This is a genomic window from Chloroflexota bacterium (genome assembly GCA_026713825.1).
Classification (GTDB): Bacteria; Chloroflexota; Dehalococcoidia; order Lucifugimonadales; family UBA1127; genus UBA1127.
This window is the reverse complement of record JAPONS010000112.1, coordinates 1-16284: the sequence shown is the minus strand read 5'-3', so window position 1 is coordinate 16284 and position 16284 is coordinate 1. Positions and strand designations below refer to the sequence as shown.

18 protein-coding genes are annotated in these 16284 nt (G+C 66.5%); 9 read left to right on the top strand and 9 right to left on the bottom strand.

Annotated elements, in window-relative coordinates; all coding sequences use genetic code 11:
- Positions 1-315 precede the first annotated feature (315 nt).
- Positions 316-1170 carry a hypothetical protein gene (locus OXC99_12910; GenBank protein ID MCY4625882.1) on the top strand — a complete coding sequence of 285 codons (855 nt, stop codon included), beginning with the start codon at positions 316-318 and terminating at the stop codon, positions 1168-1170.
- Between the two features lie 17 nt (positions 1171-1187).
- Entirely contained in the window at positions 1188-1478 is a 291-nt protein-coding gene (locus OXC99_12905) for a hypothetical protein (GenBank protein ID MCY4625881.1), read from the top strand.
- 84 nt (positions 1479-1562) lie between these two features.
- On the opposite strand, the gene OXC99_12900 is transcribed toward OXC99_12905, so the two are convergent.
- On the bottom strand, positions 1563-1820 hold the full coding sequence (locus OXC99_12900) for a hypothetical protein (protein MCY4625880.1): 258 nt from the start codon (positions 1818-1820) through the stop codon (positions 1563-1565).
- Positions 1821-2002: 182 nt separating this feature from the next.
- On the opposite strand from OXC99_12900, the gene OXC99_12895 reads away from it, so the two are divergent.
- The 5 genes from OXC99_12895 to OXC99_12875 all read left to right on the top strand — a co-directional run bounded on the left by OXC99_12895 (position 2003) and on the right by OXC99_12875 (position 7763).
- Positions 2003-2626, top strand: a complete 624-nt coding sequence (locus tag OXC99_12895) for an ArsR family transcriptional regulator (protein ID MCY4625879.1) — start codon at positions 2003-2005, stop codon at positions 2624-2626.
- A gap of 132 nt (positions 2627-2758) precedes the next feature.
- Positions 2759-4717 (top strand): ATP-dependent zinc metalloprotease FtsH, encoded by a 1959-nt coding sequence (gene ftsH / locus OXC99_12890; protein ID MCY4625878.1) that lies wholly within the window; start codon positions 2759-2761, stop codon positions 4715-4717.
- 79 nt (positions 4718-4796) lie between these two features.
- Positions 4797-5798, top strand: coding sequence for a GNAT family N-acetyltransferase (locus OXC99_12885; GenBank protein ID MCY4625877.1), 1002 nt, complete (start codon positions 4797-4799; stop codon positions 5796-5798).
- Positions 5799-5811: 13 nt separating this feature from the next.
- Complete coding sequence (locus OXC99_12880) at positions 5812-7020, top strand: glycosyltransferase (protein ID MCY4625876.1); 1209 nt, start codon at positions 5812-5814, stop codon at positions 7018-7020.
- Positions 7017-7763 carry a DUF502 domain-containing protein gene (locus OXC99_12875; GenBank protein MCY4625875.1) on the top strand — a complete coding sequence of 249 codons (747 nt, stop codon included), beginning with the start codon at positions 7017-7019 and terminating at the stop codon, positions 7761-7763. Before OXC99_12880 ends, OXC99_12875 begins: the two co-directional genes overlap by 4 nt.
- On the opposite strand, the gene OXC99_12870 is transcribed toward OXC99_12875, so the two are convergent.
- On the bottom strand, positions 7760-8683 hold the full coding sequence (locus OXC99_12870; GenBank protein ID MCY4625874.1) for a GNAT family N-acetyltransferase: 924 nt from the start codon (positions 8681-8683) through the stop codon (positions 7760-7762). The two genes, OXC99_12875 and OXC99_12870, sit on opposite strands and share 4 nt — an antisense overlap.
- A 173-nt stretch (positions 8684-8856) precedes the next feature.
- Between OXC99_12870 and OXC99_12865 the strand changes: the two genes are divergently transcribed.
- Positions 8857-9555, top strand: coding sequence for a PIG-L family deacetylase (locus OXC99_12865; GenBank protein ID MCY4625873.1), 699 nt, complete (start codon positions 8857-8859; stop codon positions 9553-9555).
- A 176-nt stretch (positions 9556-9731) separates the two neighbouring features.
- Positions 9732-10412, top strand: a complete 681-nt coding sequence (locus OXC99_12860; GenBank protein MCY4625872.1) for a hypothetical protein — start codon at positions 9732-9734, stop codon at positions 10410-10412.
- A 75-nt stretch (positions 10413-10487) separates the two neighbouring features.
- Here OXC99_12860 and thrC read toward each other — a convergent pair whose 3' ends face one another.
- From thrC to OXC99_12825, 7 genes are all read right to left on the bottom strand, one after another.
- Positions 10488-11543, bottom strand: a complete 1056-nt coding sequence (thrC, locus tag OXC99_12855; protein ID MCY4625871.1) for a threonine synthase — start codon at positions 11541-11543, stop codon at positions 10488-10490.
- A 59-nt stretch (positions 11544-11602) separates the two neighbouring features.
- Positions 11603-12892, bottom strand: a complete 1290-nt coding sequence (locus OXC99_12850) for a homoserine dehydrogenase (protein ID MCY4625870.1) — start codon at positions 12890-12892, stop codon at positions 11603-11605.
- A gap of 14 nt (positions 12893-12906) precedes the next feature.
- Entirely contained in the window at positions 12907-13974 is a 1068-nt protein-coding gene (locus tag OXC99_12845) for a SurA N-terminal domain-containing protein (GenBank protein MCY4625869.1), read from the bottom strand.
- A 166-nt stretch (positions 13975-14140) separates the two neighbouring features.
- On the bottom strand, positions 14141-14527 hold the full coding sequence (rpsR, locus tag OXC99_12840; protein MCY4625868.1) for a 30S ribosomal protein S18: 387 nt from the start codon (positions 14525-14527) through the stop codon (positions 14141-14143).
- A 41-nt stretch (positions 14528-14568) separates the two neighbouring features.
- Positions 14569-14973, bottom strand: coding sequence for a single-stranded DNA-binding protein (ssb, locus tag OXC99_12835; protein ID MCY4625867.1), 405 nt, complete (start codon positions 14971-14973; stop codon positions 14569-14571).
- 36 nt (positions 14974-15009) lie between these two features.
- Positions 15010-15306, bottom strand: a complete 297-nt coding sequence (rpsF, locus tag OXC99_12830) for a 30S ribosomal protein S6 (protein ID MCY4625866.1) — start codon at positions 15304-15306, stop codon at positions 15010-15012.
- Between the two features lie 153 nt (positions 15307-15459).
- Positions 15460-16284, bottom strand: an 825-nt coding sequence (locus OXC99_12825) for an RHO alpha subunit C-terminal catalytic domain-containing protein (GenBank protein ID MCY4625865.1), incomplete at its 5' end; no start/stop codon positions are given.

The following is a 16284-nucleotide window of genomic DNA, read 5'->3' as shown; positions in this document are numbered from 1 at the left end:
GTCGTCTTCGACCGGCACAGTGAGGACGGCAAGTACCCGGAGTTCACCCGGATGAGGGGCATCAAGAGCGCCATCTCAGACTACGTCAAGGCCGCGGCCGTCTAGCCGAAGCCTTCAATCCAACGGAGCAACGCAGCAGCCTCCGGCAGAACGCCGGGGGCTGCTCGCTTTCCCGTCCGCCAACCGCCCGACCGCAGTCCCTGCCATCCGGTGCTAGCCGACCGCCGCTCGGTTTGGCATAATAGGCGCAACCAACCGCAGGGCAGCCGTGCCGCATCCCCTTGGAGCGCGAGCCGGCAGGCGAAGGAGGAGGCCATGGTGGTGGAAGCAACCTTTGACCGATCGGTGCAGGACGTCGGCAACATCCTGATGATGGAGCACGTCAACGTGCTCGTCCCGGACCAGCGGTTGGCCCAGATCTTCTACATCTCCGGCCTCGGCCTCACCCGCGACCCCTACATGATGGTGGGCCAGGACAACATGTGGGCCAACGCCGGCAAACAGCAGTTCCACCTGCCCACCCGCGGCATGCAGGTCCTCCGCGGCGTCATCGGCCTTGAGGTCCCCGATATCGAGGCCCTCAAGGCGCGCCTGGAGGCCGTCAAGCCTCTCCTCGAGGGCACCAAGTTCGACTGCTCCGTCGAGGGCGACGCCGTCATAGCCACCTGTCCGTGGGGCAACAAGTTCCGCTGCACCCAGGGCGAGGCCTACGCCAACGAGTGGCCCGTCGGCATACCCTACGTCGAGTTCCACGTCCCCGCCGGCGCGGCCGAGGGCATCGCCCGCTTCTACCGCGAGATCATCGACGCCCCCGCCTACGTCGAGGACAACACCGCCCACGTGCGCATGGGCCTGAAGCAGGAGCTCCGCTTCCGCGAGACAGAGGGCGCTCTCCCGCCCTACGATGGCCACCACATCGCCGTCTACATCTCCAACTTCTCCGGCCCCCACTCCTTCCTGAAGGAGCGCGGCCTCATCACGGAGGAGAGCAACGACTTCCAGTACCGTTTCGAGGACATCGTAGACCTGGACACCGGCGAGGCGCTCTTCAAGATCGAGCACGAGGTCCGCAGCGCCACCCACCCCATGTTCCAGCGGTCGCTCGTGAACCGGAACGCCTCGCAGAGCCTGCAGCAGTACGTGCACGGCCGGGACGCGCTGGTCCCCTAACGACAACGGAGGCGGCGATGGCAGAGTCCGGCGTCAAGGTAAGCCTGGGGTCCGGCGGCACCCGCATCGAGCTCGAGTGCGAGCACCAGAGCGGCGTGCTCTACACCGTCCCCGGAGAGATGTCATGGGTGTGCACCCCGGACATGCTGCACGCCCACGCGCTGGCCGGCTTCCTGCGGGAGCTGGTCAAGCTTGAGTCTCCGCAGGTCGAGGAGCTGATGCAGCGTTGGGGCGTCTACTACCGGGAGCGTCCCGTAGAAGCCCATGCAGCCGAGGCGTCCGAGGAAGAGGCGCCTGCGGGTGCGTAGGCTGACCCTGACCGGAGGAGAAGACAAAAAGAAGGAGCGCCCATATGGGCGCTCCTTCCTCTCAATCGAGGAATTGCGGTTGGACTACTCGTCCAGACCGGGGGTGGCCGCAACGGTCGGGACCGGGAATGTCGCGTCGCCAACCGTCTTTCGGGAGGCGTCGTCCTCCCAGTAGAAGGAACTGTCGGGGGAGTTCAGGAACTCTCGCTCCTCACCACAGCGCTTGCACTGACCGCGGCTGACGGGTCCTGCCGGCGTCTCGATGACCCAGTGGTGGGCGCAGAGCGACACAGGCAGGGCTTGGGCATTTGTCTCCAGCAGGGCTTCCTTCTCCAGGTTCATGGCATCTACTCCCGTGCAGTTCTGGTAACCTATGTTCAGAAGGTAACACACGATTTCGTCTTTGTCAAGCATTTTCTTGAAAAAACAAATTTTAAGACGAAATCCTCATAAACCCTTTGACACCCTAAAATCGGCCGGGCTACAATGGGGGCGCGCACACAACGCTCCCCCTTTGGCAGGCTATGGACGGCACACGACTGAGCATTCTCAACAGTTTGCAGCGCCACGGCGCCACCGTTGACCAGTTGAGCACGGAACTGGGAATGGCGGCGGCGGCGGTTCGCCGTCACCTCGAAATCCTCCAGCGTGACCGCCTTGTTACCTTCGAGCCCGTCCGCCGCAAGCCCGGCCGCCCTGAACACCTCTTCGCCCTGACGGAGGAGGGCCAGGAGATCATGCCCAAGCGCTATAACCTCCTCCTCCAGCGCCTCCTGCACACCCTCACCATCTCCGCCAACGGAAGCGGCGACGCCCCGGCAAAGCAGCTCCTCACCCTCGTGGCCCGCACCATGGTCGAGGAGCACCGTGCCCGCCTCCCGGACGACGAGGAGATCGACCGCATCACACTGCTTCGGCGCATCTTGGAGGACGAGCAGTTCTCCCCCTCCGTCGAGGTGACGCCGGAGGGCGTGCAGGTCACGTTGCACAACTGCCCGTATCGAGGCGTCGCCACCCAGAGCGGCGTCATCTGCACCCTGGACCGGGAGCTCATCGCGGAGGTCCTCGAGGCCCCGGTGAGCAGCACCGCCCGCATCAACCTCGGCGACCCCCTCTGCACCTACGACACAACGCCCCAGCAGGTCTAGCCGCCCCCCTCCACAGACCCCTCCAACCGGCGCCCTTTTGAGACCTCTCCAAAGCTATTTCGCTTTTGCGTTTCTCTCCCCCCTGCGGTATGATGAGCTTGGGTGCCCCTTCGCCGCCCCCTTGGAGGACCAATGAGCCCGAGAATGCTCCGCAATAGCATCATCTACGTCATCATCACAATCGCCGTCATCGCGATGTTCTTCGCGGTGTTTCAGCCCAGTGGGGGCTCTGAAGAGCTGGCCATCAGCCAGGTTGTGCAGAAGGCCAAGGAAGGCGACCTCACCAGGATCGAGATCAACGGCGACAACCTGTTCATCACCGACATCGCCGGGCGCACCTACACCTCCCGCAAGGAGGCGGACTCCAGCCTTGTTGAGACGCTTGAGAATGCCGGCCTGGACCCGGAAGCCACCACCGGACCCGAGATCATCGTCAAGGGCAGCAGCGGGCTCGGCAGCTTCTTCGGCCTGCTGATCAACTTCCTGCCGCTCATCTTCTTCGGCGGACTGCTTCTGTTCATGATGCGACAGGCCCAGGGCTCCGGCTCGCAAACGATGAACTTCGGCCGCAGCCGCGCCCGCGTGGTCATGGCCAACCGCCCGACCGTGTCCTTCTCCGACGTCGCCGGCGAGGAGGAGGCCAAGGAGGAGCTGGCGGAGGTCGTGCAGTTCCTCAAGTTCCCGGAGCGGTTCACCTCTCTGGGTGCTCACGTGCCCCGCGGCGTGCTGCTGGCGGGCCCGCCTGGCACCGGCAAGACCCTCCTCGCGAGGGCCGTGGCCGGTGAAGCCGAGGTGCCCTTCTTCTCCATCAGCGGATCCGAGTTCGTCGAGATGTTCGTCGGCGTGGGTGCGTCCCGCGTCCGTGACCTCTTCGATCAGGCCAAGCGCAACGCCCCCTGCATCATCTTCGTCGACGAGATCGACGCCGTCGGCCGCCACCGCGGCGCCGGCCTTGGCGGCGGCCACGACGAGCGCGAGCAGACGCTGAACCAGATCCTCGTGGAGATGGACGGGTTCGATACGGGAACGAATGTCATCGTCGTCGCCGCCACCAACCGCCCGGACATCCTGGACCCGGCGCTGATGCGCCCCGGCCGCTTCGACCGCCGCGTCGTGCTCGACCTGCCCGACGTCGTCGGCCGCCAGGCCATCCTGAACGTGCACTCCAAGGGCAAGCCCCTGGAGCCCGACGCCAATCTGGAGGTCATCGCCCGGCAGACCCCCGGCTTCAGCGGCGCCGACCTCGCCAACCTGGTCAACGAGGCCGCTATCCTGGCCGCCCGCAACGGCAAGAAGTCCATCGGCACGGCGGAATTCGCCGAGTCCATCGACCGCCTCGTCGCCGGTCCCGAGCGCAAGAGCCGCGTCTTCTCCGACCACGAGAAGGAGGTCACGGCCTACCACGAGGCCGGCCACGCCCTGGTCGCACGGATGCTGGAGCACGCGGACCCGGTGCACAAGATATCCATCGTCGCCCGCGGCGGCATGGGCGGCTACACCCGCCTCTTGCCCGACGAGGATCGCCACCTCTGGAGCAAGCAGCAGTTCAAGGACATGCTCGCCGTCTCCATGGGCGGCCGCGTCGCCGAGGAGATCATCTTCGTCGACGTCACCACCGGCGCCAGCAACGACCTTGCCACCGCCACCAACATCGCCCGGCAGATGGTCACCCGCTACGGCATGAGCGAGAAGCTCGGCCCGCGCACCTTCGGCAAGCGCGAGGAGCTCGTCTTCCTCGGCCGTGAGATCTCTGAGCAGCGCGACTATAGCGACCGCATCGCCGAGGACATCGACACCGAGGTCCACCAGCTCGTCGACGAGGCCTACTCGCTGGCCCGCACCACCCTGCTCGCCAACAATGACAAGCTCCACCAGGTTGCCCAGTACCTCATCGAGCACGAGACCGTCGAGGGCCCGGAGTTGGGAGAGCTCTTTGACTCGCTGGCGCCCAAGCCGGAGCGGGCGTCGCCCGCCGCCGCAACGGCCGTCGCCGAGCCGGAATCAGTCGAGGAGAAGCCGGCCAAGACCCGGCAGCGCACCCCAAAGGGCCGCTCCTCCGGTCCCAACACGGCGCCCGCGCCCGCGTCCTAGCGCACAACCCGGGGGAGGGTGCGCACCGCGCCCTCCCTGCCTGTCACCCAGAAGCATGAGCCTTAATCCAGGGGGTCAGATGCCCGCACAGACCACCATCCACACCTTCTCCTCACTGGAGCAGTCCTGGGACCCCATGGTGCCCGATTGCGACGTCAAGGCCTTCTTTCTTTCCCATCGTTGGCAGCGGCTCTGGTGGGAGAGCTTCGGCCAGGGCCGCGAGCTCCTGCTCCTCGCCTTCCAGCACGACGGCGAAACCGTCGGCATCGCGCCTCTCCAGCGCCAGGACGACACCATCTCCTTCCTCGGCGACACGGACCTCTTCGACTTCCACGACTTCATCATCCCCCAGGGCTACGAGCCGGACTTCTACCGCCACCTCCGAGACTACCTCCTCTCCCAGGACTGGCGGCGTCTCTACTTTCCCAGCCTGTCCCAATCGTCGCCCACGCTGCGGCACCTGCCCCGATTCGCGGAGCAGGAGGGCTGGTCGTGTACCGTCGAGCAGGAGGACGTCTCGCCGACGCTGGAGCTTCCCGCCGACTGGGACGCCTACCTCGCCGGGCTGCGCAAGAAGGACCGCCACGAGCTCCGCCGCAAGTTCCGCCGCCTGGAAAACGCGGGCGGCATCGACATCCACTGCTACTCCGCCGCCGGCGAGATCGAGGAGCGTCTCGACGCCTTCTTCGAGCTCATGCGCATGGGCCGTGAGGAGAAGTACCGCTTCCTGACGCCGGAGCGTGAGACCTTCTTCCGAGAGATGGCCGTCGCCCTCGCCGGCGTGAATGTCGCGCGGCTCTGGTTCATGGAGAAGGACGGCGTCCCGGTGTCGTCCTGCCTCTGCTTCGACTACTGCGGCCGCCGACTCCTCTACAACAGCGGCTTTGACCCGGCTTTCGCTGACCTGAGCGTCGGCCTGCTGCTCAAGGCCACCGCCATCCGCGACGCCATCGAGCGCGGCCTCGATTCCTTCGAGTTCCTCCGCGGGGACGAACACTACAAGTACCACCTGGGCGGCGTAGACCAGGCGGTGTACCGCATGACCGTCGTCAGGGACGGCGGGCCATCGGGGGCCGGCTAGGAGCGGGACGCCCATGCGCATCGCCATGCTTTGCTACCACTCGTGCCCCCTGGCACGCCTTGGCGAGCGCGAAGCCGGCGGCATGAGCGTCTACGTCCGCAACCTGGCGCAGGCCCTCGGCCGGCAGGGCGCCGTGGTCGATATCTTCCCCCGCCGCCACAACTCCGGCGACCTCCCGGTCACGCCCATGGGCGAGGGTGTCCGCCTTGTGCATATCGAGGCCGGTCCGCAGGACTCTGTCGCCGGCCCGCTTCTGCCGTACCTTCCGGACTTCGTCAGCGGGGCCAAGTCCTTCGCGATGGCCGAGGGCGCGAGCTACGACGTGGTGCACAGCCACTACTGGCTGTCCGGCCTCGCCGGGCTGGAGCTTGCCCCGGCATGGGGCGCACGGCTCGCCGCCACGTTCCACACCCTCGCGGAGGTCAAGCTGCTGGCCGACCCGTCCGCCGATGAGCTGCCCGAGCGCAGCCCCGCCGAGCGCCGCATCGTGGCGGGAGCCGACGCCATCGTCGTCTCGGACCGCCACGAGCGCGACCTGCTTGCCCGGCACTACGGCGCGCCTCGCGCCAGGGTCACCGTGCTGCCCGGCGGCGTCGATGTGGAGACCTTCCATCCGATTGACAGGGTGGAGGCGAAGCGGCGACTGGGACTGAAAGGCAAGCGCGTGCTGCTGTGCGTGGGGCGGTTCGACCCGCTGAAGCGGTATGATCTGGCGGTGTCCGCCGCCGCGCTGCTCCGGGAGCGGCATGACGTGGAGGTGGTGCTGGTGGGCGGCGACCTGGACAATGACCCGGAGGCAGAGCGCTTGAGCGCGCTGGCGAAGACCCTCGGGATGGACGGCAGCGTCCGGTTTGCCGGCACGGTCCCGCATGATGCCCTGCCGTCGTACTACAGCGCCGCTGATGTGCTGCTGGCGCCCTCCTGGTATGAGAGCTTTGGCCTTGTGGCCCTGGAGGCCATGGCGTGCGGCACGCCCGTCGTCGCCGCTCGGACGGGCGGCCTTGCATCCCTGGTGCGCGACGGCGAGACAGGCTACCTCGTCCCGCTGCACACGCCGGAGTGCTACGCGGACCGCGTCGAGGTTCTCCTCACCAACGACGCGCTGCGCGGGGCCATGGGCCGCGCCGGCCGAAGCCGTGCGGAGGGGATGGGGTGGGACGCCATCGGCTGGCGGTTCGCTGAATTCTACGGCGGCCTGCTCGCCGCGGAGGCTGTGCGATGACCAAGGACGAGATGCTGGCAAGGCTGGCCCGGGCCCGTGTCCGCACAGGCGTGTTGGCTGGACAGTTTCGGAACCGCCTCGTCACCGGCCTTGTCTTGATTATCCCTCTGGCCGTAACCATCTTCATCATCCGCTTCCTTTGGGAGTTCCTCTACAACTTCCTCCTGCCGCTCTTTGACGTTCTTGAGGGACACATACCGTTCATTTCTGGTGCATGGCTGCAGTTCACCATCGTGGTCATCATTCTCGGTTTCCTGTACTTCCTCGGCTCGGCGGCGCGGTCCGTGGTCGGCACCCAGGTGGTGCGGATTTGGCACGGCACCATCGAGAGCATTCCCGTGGTTCGGAGCTTCTACCGCGTGGTCCGGCAGGTGGTGGATATGTTCGCCTCGGACAACCCCCTGTCCAACCAGCCCGTCGTCGTGCTCGAGTACCCTCGCATCGGCGCCCTGGCTTTGGGCATGGTCACCAGCCGCTTTGTCATGCCGGACGGTGAGGAGTACTTGACGGTGTACATCCCCACCATTCCCATCCCCTCATCCGGCTACATGACCTTCGTGAAGGAAGATGAGGTCACCCCGACGGACATCACCTTCGACGAGGCGATGCGCATCATCTTCTCCGGCGGCGTGCTGTCACAGGAGATCACCCGTGAACACTACGAGCGCAGGCAACGCCTTGAGAACGGGGAGAATGGGGCGGGCGAACTGGCCTATGAGCCCGACAGGGCGATGATGGACTAGCCCTCTGTGAGGTTCGCCTCAAACCACCGGCGCCCGTTCACCCGCTGGTACCCGACGGAGTCGTAGAGCTGCTTGGCCGCGTCATTCTCCGCGTCCACCGTGAGCTCTATCGTCTTGACGCCTCGGTCCAGCAGCAGCCGCATGCCGGCCAGCAGCGCGGCCCTGCCCAGCCCCAAACCCTGGTAGCGCGGGTGCGCCCCCAGCATGAAGACGCTCCCCGCCAGCTCCGGCGCCTGCCCAACGGTCTGCGTCAGGCAGTAGGCTGCCACGTCGCCGCCGTCCAGCAGCAGCGCCACGCCCTCAGGGGTGGTGCGGCTCATGCCCACGGCGTAGGCGATCTGCTCGACGGTGTTGGGCGAGAACCCCCACTGCTCTTTGAAGGCCGCGTTCTGCGCCTCGGCAAGTTGGGCTTCGTCGCCGGCGCGGAAGAGGCGCGAGACGATGCCCGGCGGCAGATCCGGCTCGGGCAGCAGTCCGGTCGCCCACCGCATGATGTCGTGCAGACGGACCTCGCTGAATCCCTGCCCTTGAAGAAAACCCGCCAGTTCGGCGTCCGTCTCCGGCGACGGCGCCCGTGCCACCCCGGCCCCACGGCTGCGGCCGTTCTCCTTCGCCCACGCGAATAACTCGCTGCCGACGCCCTTACGGCGCCGCTCCGGCAGGACGCCGCCCTCCAGCACGACGCTGCCGATGGGCAGCTCCCAGTTCAGCAAGGTGTAGCCGATGAGCGCCCCGTCCAGCGAGGCGAGGAGACAGTCGGACTCGGCGTCCATACCGGGGACGCGGAGCCGCTCTGCCATGAATGCGGGGTCGGCGGCGGCGGGTGTGCCCTTGAGGCCCTGTACCGCGTTGACCAGGGCCGCGAAGTCGTCCAGGCGGTCCCAGGAGAAGGCGTAAAGGCGTGGTTGTGGACTCGTCATAAGGTGCGGCGTACCTTGACAAGGATAGCTCATTGTAGCAGAGTGACTGCCAAGCCGCCCTTGTCTCGGAGAGGCCACCGGGCGCAGCCGCTTCCCATTCACAGAGCCGCATGCGCGGCGCCGCGAAACCACTTTGGGCTACCTACGCCCAGGCAATCAAGGAGGACATGTCAATGGAGCCGTTGGAAACGCCGGAACGCGCCCTGGTCTTCACCCCCCATCCCGACGACGCCGAGGGCGGCTGCGGCGGAACGGTGGTCAAATGGGTCAACGAGGGCGCCGAGGTGTTCCTCGTCCTCGCGACGGACGGACGCGCCGGCACCAGCGACCCGAACGTCTCCCCTGAGGACCTCATCGAGACGCGCGAGCAGGAGCAGGCGGAGGCCGCCAGGGTCATGGGCATCAAGGAGGTCGTCAACCTGCGCAACCCGGACGGCGGGTTGGAGGATTCCCGCGAGTTCAGAGGTCAGCTGGTGGAGGCTATCCGCCGCTTCAAGCCGGACGTCGTGCTGACCACGGAGCCGTACCACCGGCTGAATCACGGCCACCGCGACCACCGTACCATCGGTGTCGTGGCGCAGGACGCATGCTTCCCCTACGCCCGCGACATCCACCACTTCCCGGAGCACCGCGCCGCCGGCCTGGAACCCCACAAGGTGGGCGCAATCCTGTTCTGGGGCTCCGAGGACCCCGACGTCTTCTGCGATGTCACCGAGACTGTGGACAAGAAGATCGAGGCGCTGGCCAAGCACGCCAGCCAGTTTGGCGGTCGCAACCCCGGCGACTTCTCCCGCGCCCGCGTCAAGCAGAACGGCGAGCTCGTCGGTGTGGAGTACGCGGAGATCTTCCGCCGCGTCACCTTCCGCCGCTAACCCTGCGCATCCCATACCGGTGAATGCCGGTATCCAGGGATGCGGGGTGGTCAGCCTAGGGGCGATTCGCGAATCGCCCGTCCCCCGTTTCCCGGAGCCTGTCGAATGGTTGTCTCCACTCCCCTGACACGCCCCCGTTGCACCTTTGCGTTCCCATCCCCTACGCTGAGCGCGCGATGACGACCATTGGGGAGCTCAACGAGCAGTCGCTGCACCGGACGCTGAAGGAGCGCTACTCCGTCGCCGAAAGCGTCACCGAGCAGGCCATCGACGGCTTCGTGGCGGACGTGGTTACCGCCGGTCGCATTTTTGAGATTCAAACTGGCGGCTTCGGGCCGCTCAAGGGCAAGCTGTCCCGGCTGCTGGAATCGTATCCGGTCACCCTCGTTCACCCCATCGCCCGCGACCGGTATATCGTCAGGGCGGCGGATGACCCGGACGCGCCGCCCATGCGGCGCAAGTCGCCCCGGCACGGCTCCGTCTTCGACGTCTTCCAGGCGCTGGTCAGCATCCCATCGCTGCTCGCGCACCCCAACCTGACCCTGGAGGTCGTCATGACCATCGAGGAAGAAGTCCGCGTGCCGAGGGTCCGCGCGCGCTGGCGTCGGCCGGGCTACACGCGCGTCGATCGGCGGCTGGTGGACGTGGTCGAGACGCACGCCATCACGTCGATGGCCGACCTTTTCACGATGGTCGACGCCAAACTGCCGGAGCAGTTCACGACGAATGACCTCGCGGCGGCCATGAAATCGACTCGAAGCGTCGCCCAGCAGGCCGCCTACTGTTTCCGCGAAGCCGGCGTCGCCGATATCTGCGCCAAGGACGGCAACAGCCTGATGTACAGGCGTGCGGGGTGAGCGTTCCCGGGGTGCGCAACTGGCATTGAGGACGGGAGAGTGTGACTGAGGCTGCTGGGGAAGGGTTGCCGGACTCTACAGGGAAAGAATAATCCGCTCCACCTCGTCGGACTCCGCGGAGAGCTCCCGGAGCGGGATGTCCGCAATCTGGTTGGCCAGGTCCGGGTCCTTCAACCCCGTGCCGGTCAGGATGCAGACGACCGTCTTGTCCTTGGGGATGAGGCCGCTGCCGACGCTCTTGATGAGCCCGGCCACTGACGCCGCCGAGGCCGGCTCGCAGAAGATGCCTTCCAGCCGCGCCAGCAGCTTGTAGGCCGCCAGGATCTCCTCGTCTGTCACCGCGTCGATGAGCCCGCCGGACTCGTCCCGCGCCTCCACTGCCGTCTGCCAGCTCGCTGGGTTGCCGATGCGGATGGCCGTGGCGATCGTCTCGGGGTCTTCGACGATCGCCCCGCGCACGATGGGCGCCGAGCCTTCGGCCTGAAAGCCGAACATCTGCGGCGTGTGCGTCGTGCATTCCAGCTGGTGGTACTCCTTGAAGCCCTTCCAGTAGGCGGAGATGTTCCCGGCGTTGCCCACGGGGATGCACAGGAAGTCCGGCGCGTCCCCAAGCGCGTCCGAGATCTCGAAGGCCGCAGTCTTCTGCCCCTCGATGCGGTAGGGGTTCACGGAGTTGACCAGCGCGATGGGGTGCCGCTCCGACAGCTCCCGCACGATGGCCAGCGCGCGGTCGAAGCTGCCGTTGATGAGCAGGATGTGCGCCCCGTACGCAATGGCCTGGGCGATCTTGCCCCGTGCCACGTTTCCCTTCGGCACCAGCACCACCGTCGAGAGGTTGCAGTGGGCGCCGTAGGCCGCCGCGGAAGCGCTGGTGTTGCCGGTGGAGGCGCAGATGATCGTCCGGCTCTGGTTCTCAAGGGCGTTGGCCACGGCCATCACCATGCCGCGATCTTTGAATGAGCCGGTGGGGTTGCAGCCCTCCAGCTTGAAGTAGAGGTTCTCCAACCCCAACTCCGCCGCCATCCGGTGAGAGCGCACCAATGGGGTGCTGCCCTCTCCCAACGAGATCATTGGCGTGGAGGTGGTTATCGGGAGGAACTCGTGGTACGTCTGGAGGACGCCCTGGTTCATTGAATACTCCGCATTGCGCTAGTGACAGGATAACTGTTGGGCGGGGAACTTGGTAGGGGTCACGCCGCTTCCACGCGCAGCAGGTTGTGCACCGCCGTCAGCACGGAGAGCCGCTTCAGGTCCTCCAGCGCGGACTGCATGGCCGCCTCGCGGGCGGGGTGTGTCGTGATGACCAGGTCCGCCGTCCCCGCCTGGTTGTCGGCGTCCTTCTGGATCACGGACGCGAGGCTGATGGTGTGGTCGCTAAAGGCCCGGGCGATCTGCGCCAGCACGCCCGGCTGGTCTGACGCGCTTATGCGCAGGTAGTACTGCGTCTCAAGGTCACGCATCGGCCGCACCGGCAGCGGCGTCCACTGCGGGCTCGACCCGCCGGGATCCGACGCCTCGCCCCGCGTGCAGGCCAGCAGGTCGCCGATGATGGCGCTGGCAGTTGGCGCAGGGCCCGCGCCGCGTCCGTGGAACACCACGGGCCCCACAAGGTCGCCCTCGACCTCGACGGCGTTGAAGGGGCCCTCCACTTTCGCCAGCATCGTCTCGCGGTGCAGCAGCGCCGGGTGGACGCGAGCCTGCACGGCCCCGTCGATGCGCTGCGCGATGGCCAGCAGCTTGATCTCGTACCCAAGCTCGTGGGCGTACTGGAAGTCGTCGGCCTCCAGCGCCGTGATGCCCTCGCAGTGCACCTGGTCCGGCGTGACGGTGGTGTGGAAGGCCAGAGAGGCCAGGATGGCCAGCTTGTAGACCGCGTCCCGCCCCTCTATGTCGTTGGCCGGGTCGGGCTCCGCGTAGCCCAGTGCCTGCGCCTGCGCGAGCGCGTCGCCAAAGGCCAGCCCCTCCTGCGACATCTTGGTCAGGATGTAGTTGGTGGTGCCGTTGATGATAGCGCGCACGGAGCTGATGTCGTTGGCCAGCAGGTCGTCCTGCAGCGGGCCGATGATGGGGATGCCTCCGCCGACGCTGGCCTCGTAGCGCAGGTGTGCGCCGGACGAGCGCGCCGCCGCCATGAGCGCGGGGCCGTGCTTGGCCACTACCTCTTTGTTGGCGGTGACGACGCTGACGCCTTGCGAAAGGAGCTGCGTGAGGTGGTTGAGTGCGGGGTGCTCCCCGCCCATGGCCTCCACGACGACGTCGATGCCGTCGTCCTCGAGCACGTCGGCGAAGTCGTCCGTGAGCACGCCGTCAGGCAGCGCGACGCTTCGGGGGAGGTCCAGCCGCCGCACCAGCGCCCTGCGCAGCTCGACGGGGCGTCCGAAGGCGGCGGCGGTCCCGGGGTCGAGCAGGCGGGAGGCTACGTGGCTGCCAATGACGCCCAAGCCAAGCAGGCCTACGCCCAGGGCGCTCTTTTCCGCCATGCGCACGGCTCCCGCTACCGAGCCGCGGGTGTGGGGATGATCGTGGTCAGGCGGAGTTTCTTGGCGAGCCACGCGTACTGGGTGGAGTCGAAGTCCGTCACCACGTCCTGCCGGTTCCGCTCCTCGATGACCCAGTCGGACACGACCTTTGACTGCAGGCTCTCCAGGTTCTGCTCCGAGACTGTGCGGGACGCCTCCCGCTCCGGCACGTAGTAGATGATGAAGTAGTCCTGGCCGGTATTGGGGTCGAAGTCGGGAATGCCCTCAGAGAGTTCGCCCACCTGGAGCTCGTCGAAGATGTAGCCCCCGACGCCCTCCTCCAGAACGCCGCGCGGCACCCAGTCTACCTCGCCCTCGCGGCGGAGCGTCTCGGGGTCCTGGGCGTACTCCTCCACGAGCTCCGTGAAGGTCGAGCCGCGCGCAAACTTGGTGCGGATCTCCTCCACGTCCTCTTGGGTCTGCACGGCCAGCGCGTACAGGTGAACGTGCTCCTGCTCCTTCGGGACGGTTTCGCCCAGGACCTCCTCGAGCCTGATCCGGTACATGTCTCGCGCGACGATATCCCGGTATTCGTCATCCGTGACCTGGACCTGGTTCAGAAACTGGCGGTAGGTCTCCTGAAACTCCGTCTCGATCTCGGCAGGCGTCGACGTGGACTCCGGGTCGACCGGGCCGAGGACGCGCAGCCGCAGTTCCGCGTCCAGCTCCTCGTCGGTTACCTGAATCCCCCGCGCCTGCGCGCCTTGGACGATGAGCTCGTTGGTCGCCAGGTCCTGCACCAGTTGGAACGGCACGGTGCCGAGGTTCACGGTCTGCCCGCCGGCCTCGGTTTGCCGCTGCACCATGCGCATCAGCTTCACCAGGTAGCCCATGTCGTACTCAACGTCGTTGACGCGGACGATGACCTCGCGCGGGGGCAGCACGAAGGTGGTCACCCAGCCGTAGATGGGGATGGCGATGACCAGCAGGACGACGACCACCGCGATGCCGATGGCGACGCGCTGCCGGCCCTTTTCGCGCTGCAGGTTGGACCCTCGGTTGCGCCTGCCGAGGTTGGCTGCCAAAATTCGCTGTCTTTCCACCGCGTCCTGTTTCCTGCTGATGTGTGTGTCTGTGTAACACCCGCCGCAGCAATACGGCGGGGTTAGGGGTCATATGAACTATAAACGCTCAATTGGCCCTGCAGGTTGCACCCGCAACGCGGATTCCCAACAGAATGTACGCGTTGGAGGCGTCTGCGGCCGAAGCCTAGCCGTGCCAGCCCGTGACCCGGATGTGGTCCGGGGTGAAGGGCAGCATCGCGATCTGCCGCGCCCGCTTGATGGCTTCCGCGAGGATGCGCTGGTGCCGGGCGCAGGTGCCGGTGCGGCGCCGCGGGCTGATGCGCGCCCGCTCCGTGATGTAGCGGCGCAGCATCCCGACGTTCTTGTAGTCGATGACGATCTTCTTCTCCACGCAAAAGGCGCATACGCGCCGACGCGGCGGATAGAAGCGGCGTCCTCGCCCGCCGCCGGCGCGGCCCCGCGGACCCCCGCCCGGGCGCGGCCCTGAAGGACCTCCGCTCGGGCGCGGCCCGGATGGCCCGCCGCCCGGCGCTCCCGTCGGCGGTCTGGATTGCTCTCCAGTCGTTGTCATAACGTTAACGGTCCTCCACCATGCTCAATGTGTCTCTCATGCTAGAAGGGCAGGTCGTCGGGCTCCGTCGGCCCGCTGCCGAACCCGCTGCCGGCAGCGCCCTGGCTGTCCCGGTCAGGGCGATTTAGAAACCGGACTTCATTGGCTGTTACGTCACTGGAAAAGCGCGTGCTTCCATCGTTCGCCTCGTAGGTGCGGACATGCAGGCGGCCCTCGACGTACACCAGGCTGCCCTTCTGCAGGTATTGGTTGCAGAGTTCCGCCAGCTGTCGCCACGCGCTGACGCGAAACCAGTCTGTCTCCTCGCGCCGTTCCCCCATGCCGTCCGTGTAGGCGCGTGAGGTGGCAACGGAAAAGTCCGTCACTGCCGTGCCCTGTGGCGTGTAACGCATCTCCGGGTCACGGCCCAAGTGGCCGATGATGGTAATTTTGTTCATGCTGACCATGGTTGCCCCCTTGCCGTCCTGGAGAATCTGGACGCGCTAGTTGTCTATGCGAATCAGCAAGTGCCGCAGAATGTCCTCGGACAGCCCAAGGGCGTTCTCCAGCGGCCGTGTCTGGTCCGGGTCCGTGGTGAACTGGGTGAGGAAGTAGTTCCCCTCCGTGTAGTCCTGGATTGGATAGGCCAGGCGACGCATGCCCCAGCTCTCCTGGTTGGTCAGCTCTCCACCCGCTCCCGTGATGATTCCATGGATGCGCTCCATGGTCCCATCCACCTCCTCCTGGTCCAGGGCCGGGCTCAAGACCACAACTAGCTCATATGCTCTCGGGTTCGCCAATCCACTATCCCGCCGCCCAACGGCGTATGGGCGGACTTTTGAATTTGCACCCGCCAGTATAGCACAGCTAGGAGCGCCCTACCAACAAGGACGCTCCCGGCCGTGCTATCGATTACCCGTCATCGGGGCGTCACCTGACGGCCCCGGCCTTTGCTACTCTACTTCCGCCTCGACGGGGGTGTAGTTCTCCACCTCAGCAAGGCGCTCCTGCCAGATGCTGTCCATCTCGTCCAGGATCCACTGCGGCTGCTTCGCGAGGTGGACATTGCGAGGCGCCTTGGTGGGGTCCGGGTTGCGGAACTGCGGCGGCAAGCCCTGGTCCTCGCGTGCCCGGCCCTGTCGAGGCAGGTACAGCATCTGGTTGGCCTCCGGGTCGCGGTACACGCACTTGGGCTCACCGCCGTCGGCGACCACGCGGGCCTCCTCCAGCATGCGGCGGCGCATCAGGATGATGCCCTGGTCGCTGCCGCCCAGGTGCTCCTGCGTTCGGTCGGCCAGCGCGCCCTGGCCCACCCACGCGATGAAGTCCTGGTTCATGACGTGCGTGTCTATCCAGCGGCCCGTGTTCTCGTCCGTCAGCGGGGAGTTCCAGTAGTGGATGCGCTCCTGCTCGAAGGGGGCCTCGCCGGGAACAGGGACGTTGAACCACGCCACGCTCAGCGTGTTCTCGTCGTCGATGGGCACCCGCCACTCGAAGTGGCCGACGTACAGTGCGTTCGGCCACAGGCAGACCCGGCCGACGGTCCACTGCTCGTCCTGCTCGGTGCCGCCCTCGAAGACTCGGCGGTAAACGATGCCGTGATCGAACTCGTCGAAGCCGACCTTCGCGTGCGCCTGCGGCTCCGGCCCGCGCCCGACGCCCAGCACTCTAGACCAGCGGCCGTGCAGCCACTCGACGTGTACGGGGTCGATGCTGTTCTCCTGGCACTGGAACCAGTTGCACGGGATCTCCGTGAAGACCACCTGCTTGTAGCCCTT

What these genes read in the sequence shown, in the direction of transcription:
- OXC99_12910 (MCY4625882.1), top strand. Translation starts at nt 316, where the DNA reads ATGGTGGTGGAAGCAACCTTTGACCGATCGGTGCAGGACGTCGGCAAC.
- OXC99_12905 (MCY4625881.1), top strand. Translation starts at nt 1,188, where the DNA reads ATGGCAGAGTCCGGCGTCAAGGTAAGCCTGGGGTCCGGCGGCACCCGC.
- OXC99_12900 (MCY4625880.1), bottom strand. Translation starts at nt 1,820, where the DNA reads ATGAACCTGGAGAAGGAAGCCCTGCTGGAGACAAATGCCCAAGCCCTG.
- OXC99_12895 (MCY4625879.1), top strand. Translation starts at nt 2,003, where the DNA reads ATGGACGGCACACGACTGAGCATTCTCAACAGTTTGCAGCGCCACGGC.
- ftsH (MCY4625878.1), top strand. Translation starts at nt 2,759, where the DNA reads ATGAGCCCGAGAATGCTCCGCAATAGCATCATCTACGTCATCATCACA.
- OXC99_12885 (MCY4625877.1), top strand. Translation starts at nt 4,797, where the DNA reads ATGCCCGCACAGACCACCATCCACACCTTCTCCTCACTGGAGCAGTCC.
- OXC99_12880 (MCY4625876.1), top strand. Translation starts at nt 5,812, where the DNA reads ATGCGCATCGCCATGCTTTGCTACCACTCGTGCCCCCTGGCACGCCTT.
- OXC99_12875 (MCY4625875.1), top strand. Translation starts at nt 7,017, where the DNA reads ATGACCAAGGACGAGATGCTGGCAAGGCTGGCCCGGGCCCGTGTCCGC.
- OXC99_12870 (MCY4625874.1), bottom strand. Translation starts at nt 8,683, where the DNA reads ATGACGAGTCCACAACCACGCCTTTACGCCTTCTCCTGGGACCGCCTG.
- OXC99_12865 (MCY4625873.1), top strand. Translation starts at nt 8,857, where the DNA reads ATGGAGCCGTTGGAAACGCCGGAACGCGCCCTGGTCTTCACCCCCCAT.
- OXC99_12860 (MCY4625872.1), top strand. Translation starts at nt 9,732, where the DNA reads ATGACGACCATTGGGGAGCTCAACGAGCAGTCGCTGCACCGGACGCTG.
- thrC (MCY4625871.1), bottom strand. Translation starts at nt 11,543, where the DNA reads ATGAACCAGGGCGTCCTCCAGACGTACCACGAGTTCCTCCCGATAACC.
- OXC99_12850 (MCY4625870.1), bottom strand. Translation starts at nt 12,892, where the DNA reads ATGGCGGAAAAGAGCGCCCTGGGCGTAGGCCTGCTTGGCTTGGGCGTC.
- rpsR (MCY4625868.1), bottom strand. Translation starts at nt 14,527, where the DNA reads ATGACAACGACTGGAGAGCAATCCAGACCGCCGACGGGAGCGCCGGGC.
- ssb (MCY4625867.1), bottom strand. Translation starts at nt 14,973, where the DNA reads ATGGTCAGCATGAACAAAATTACCATCATCGGCCACTTGGGCCGTGAC.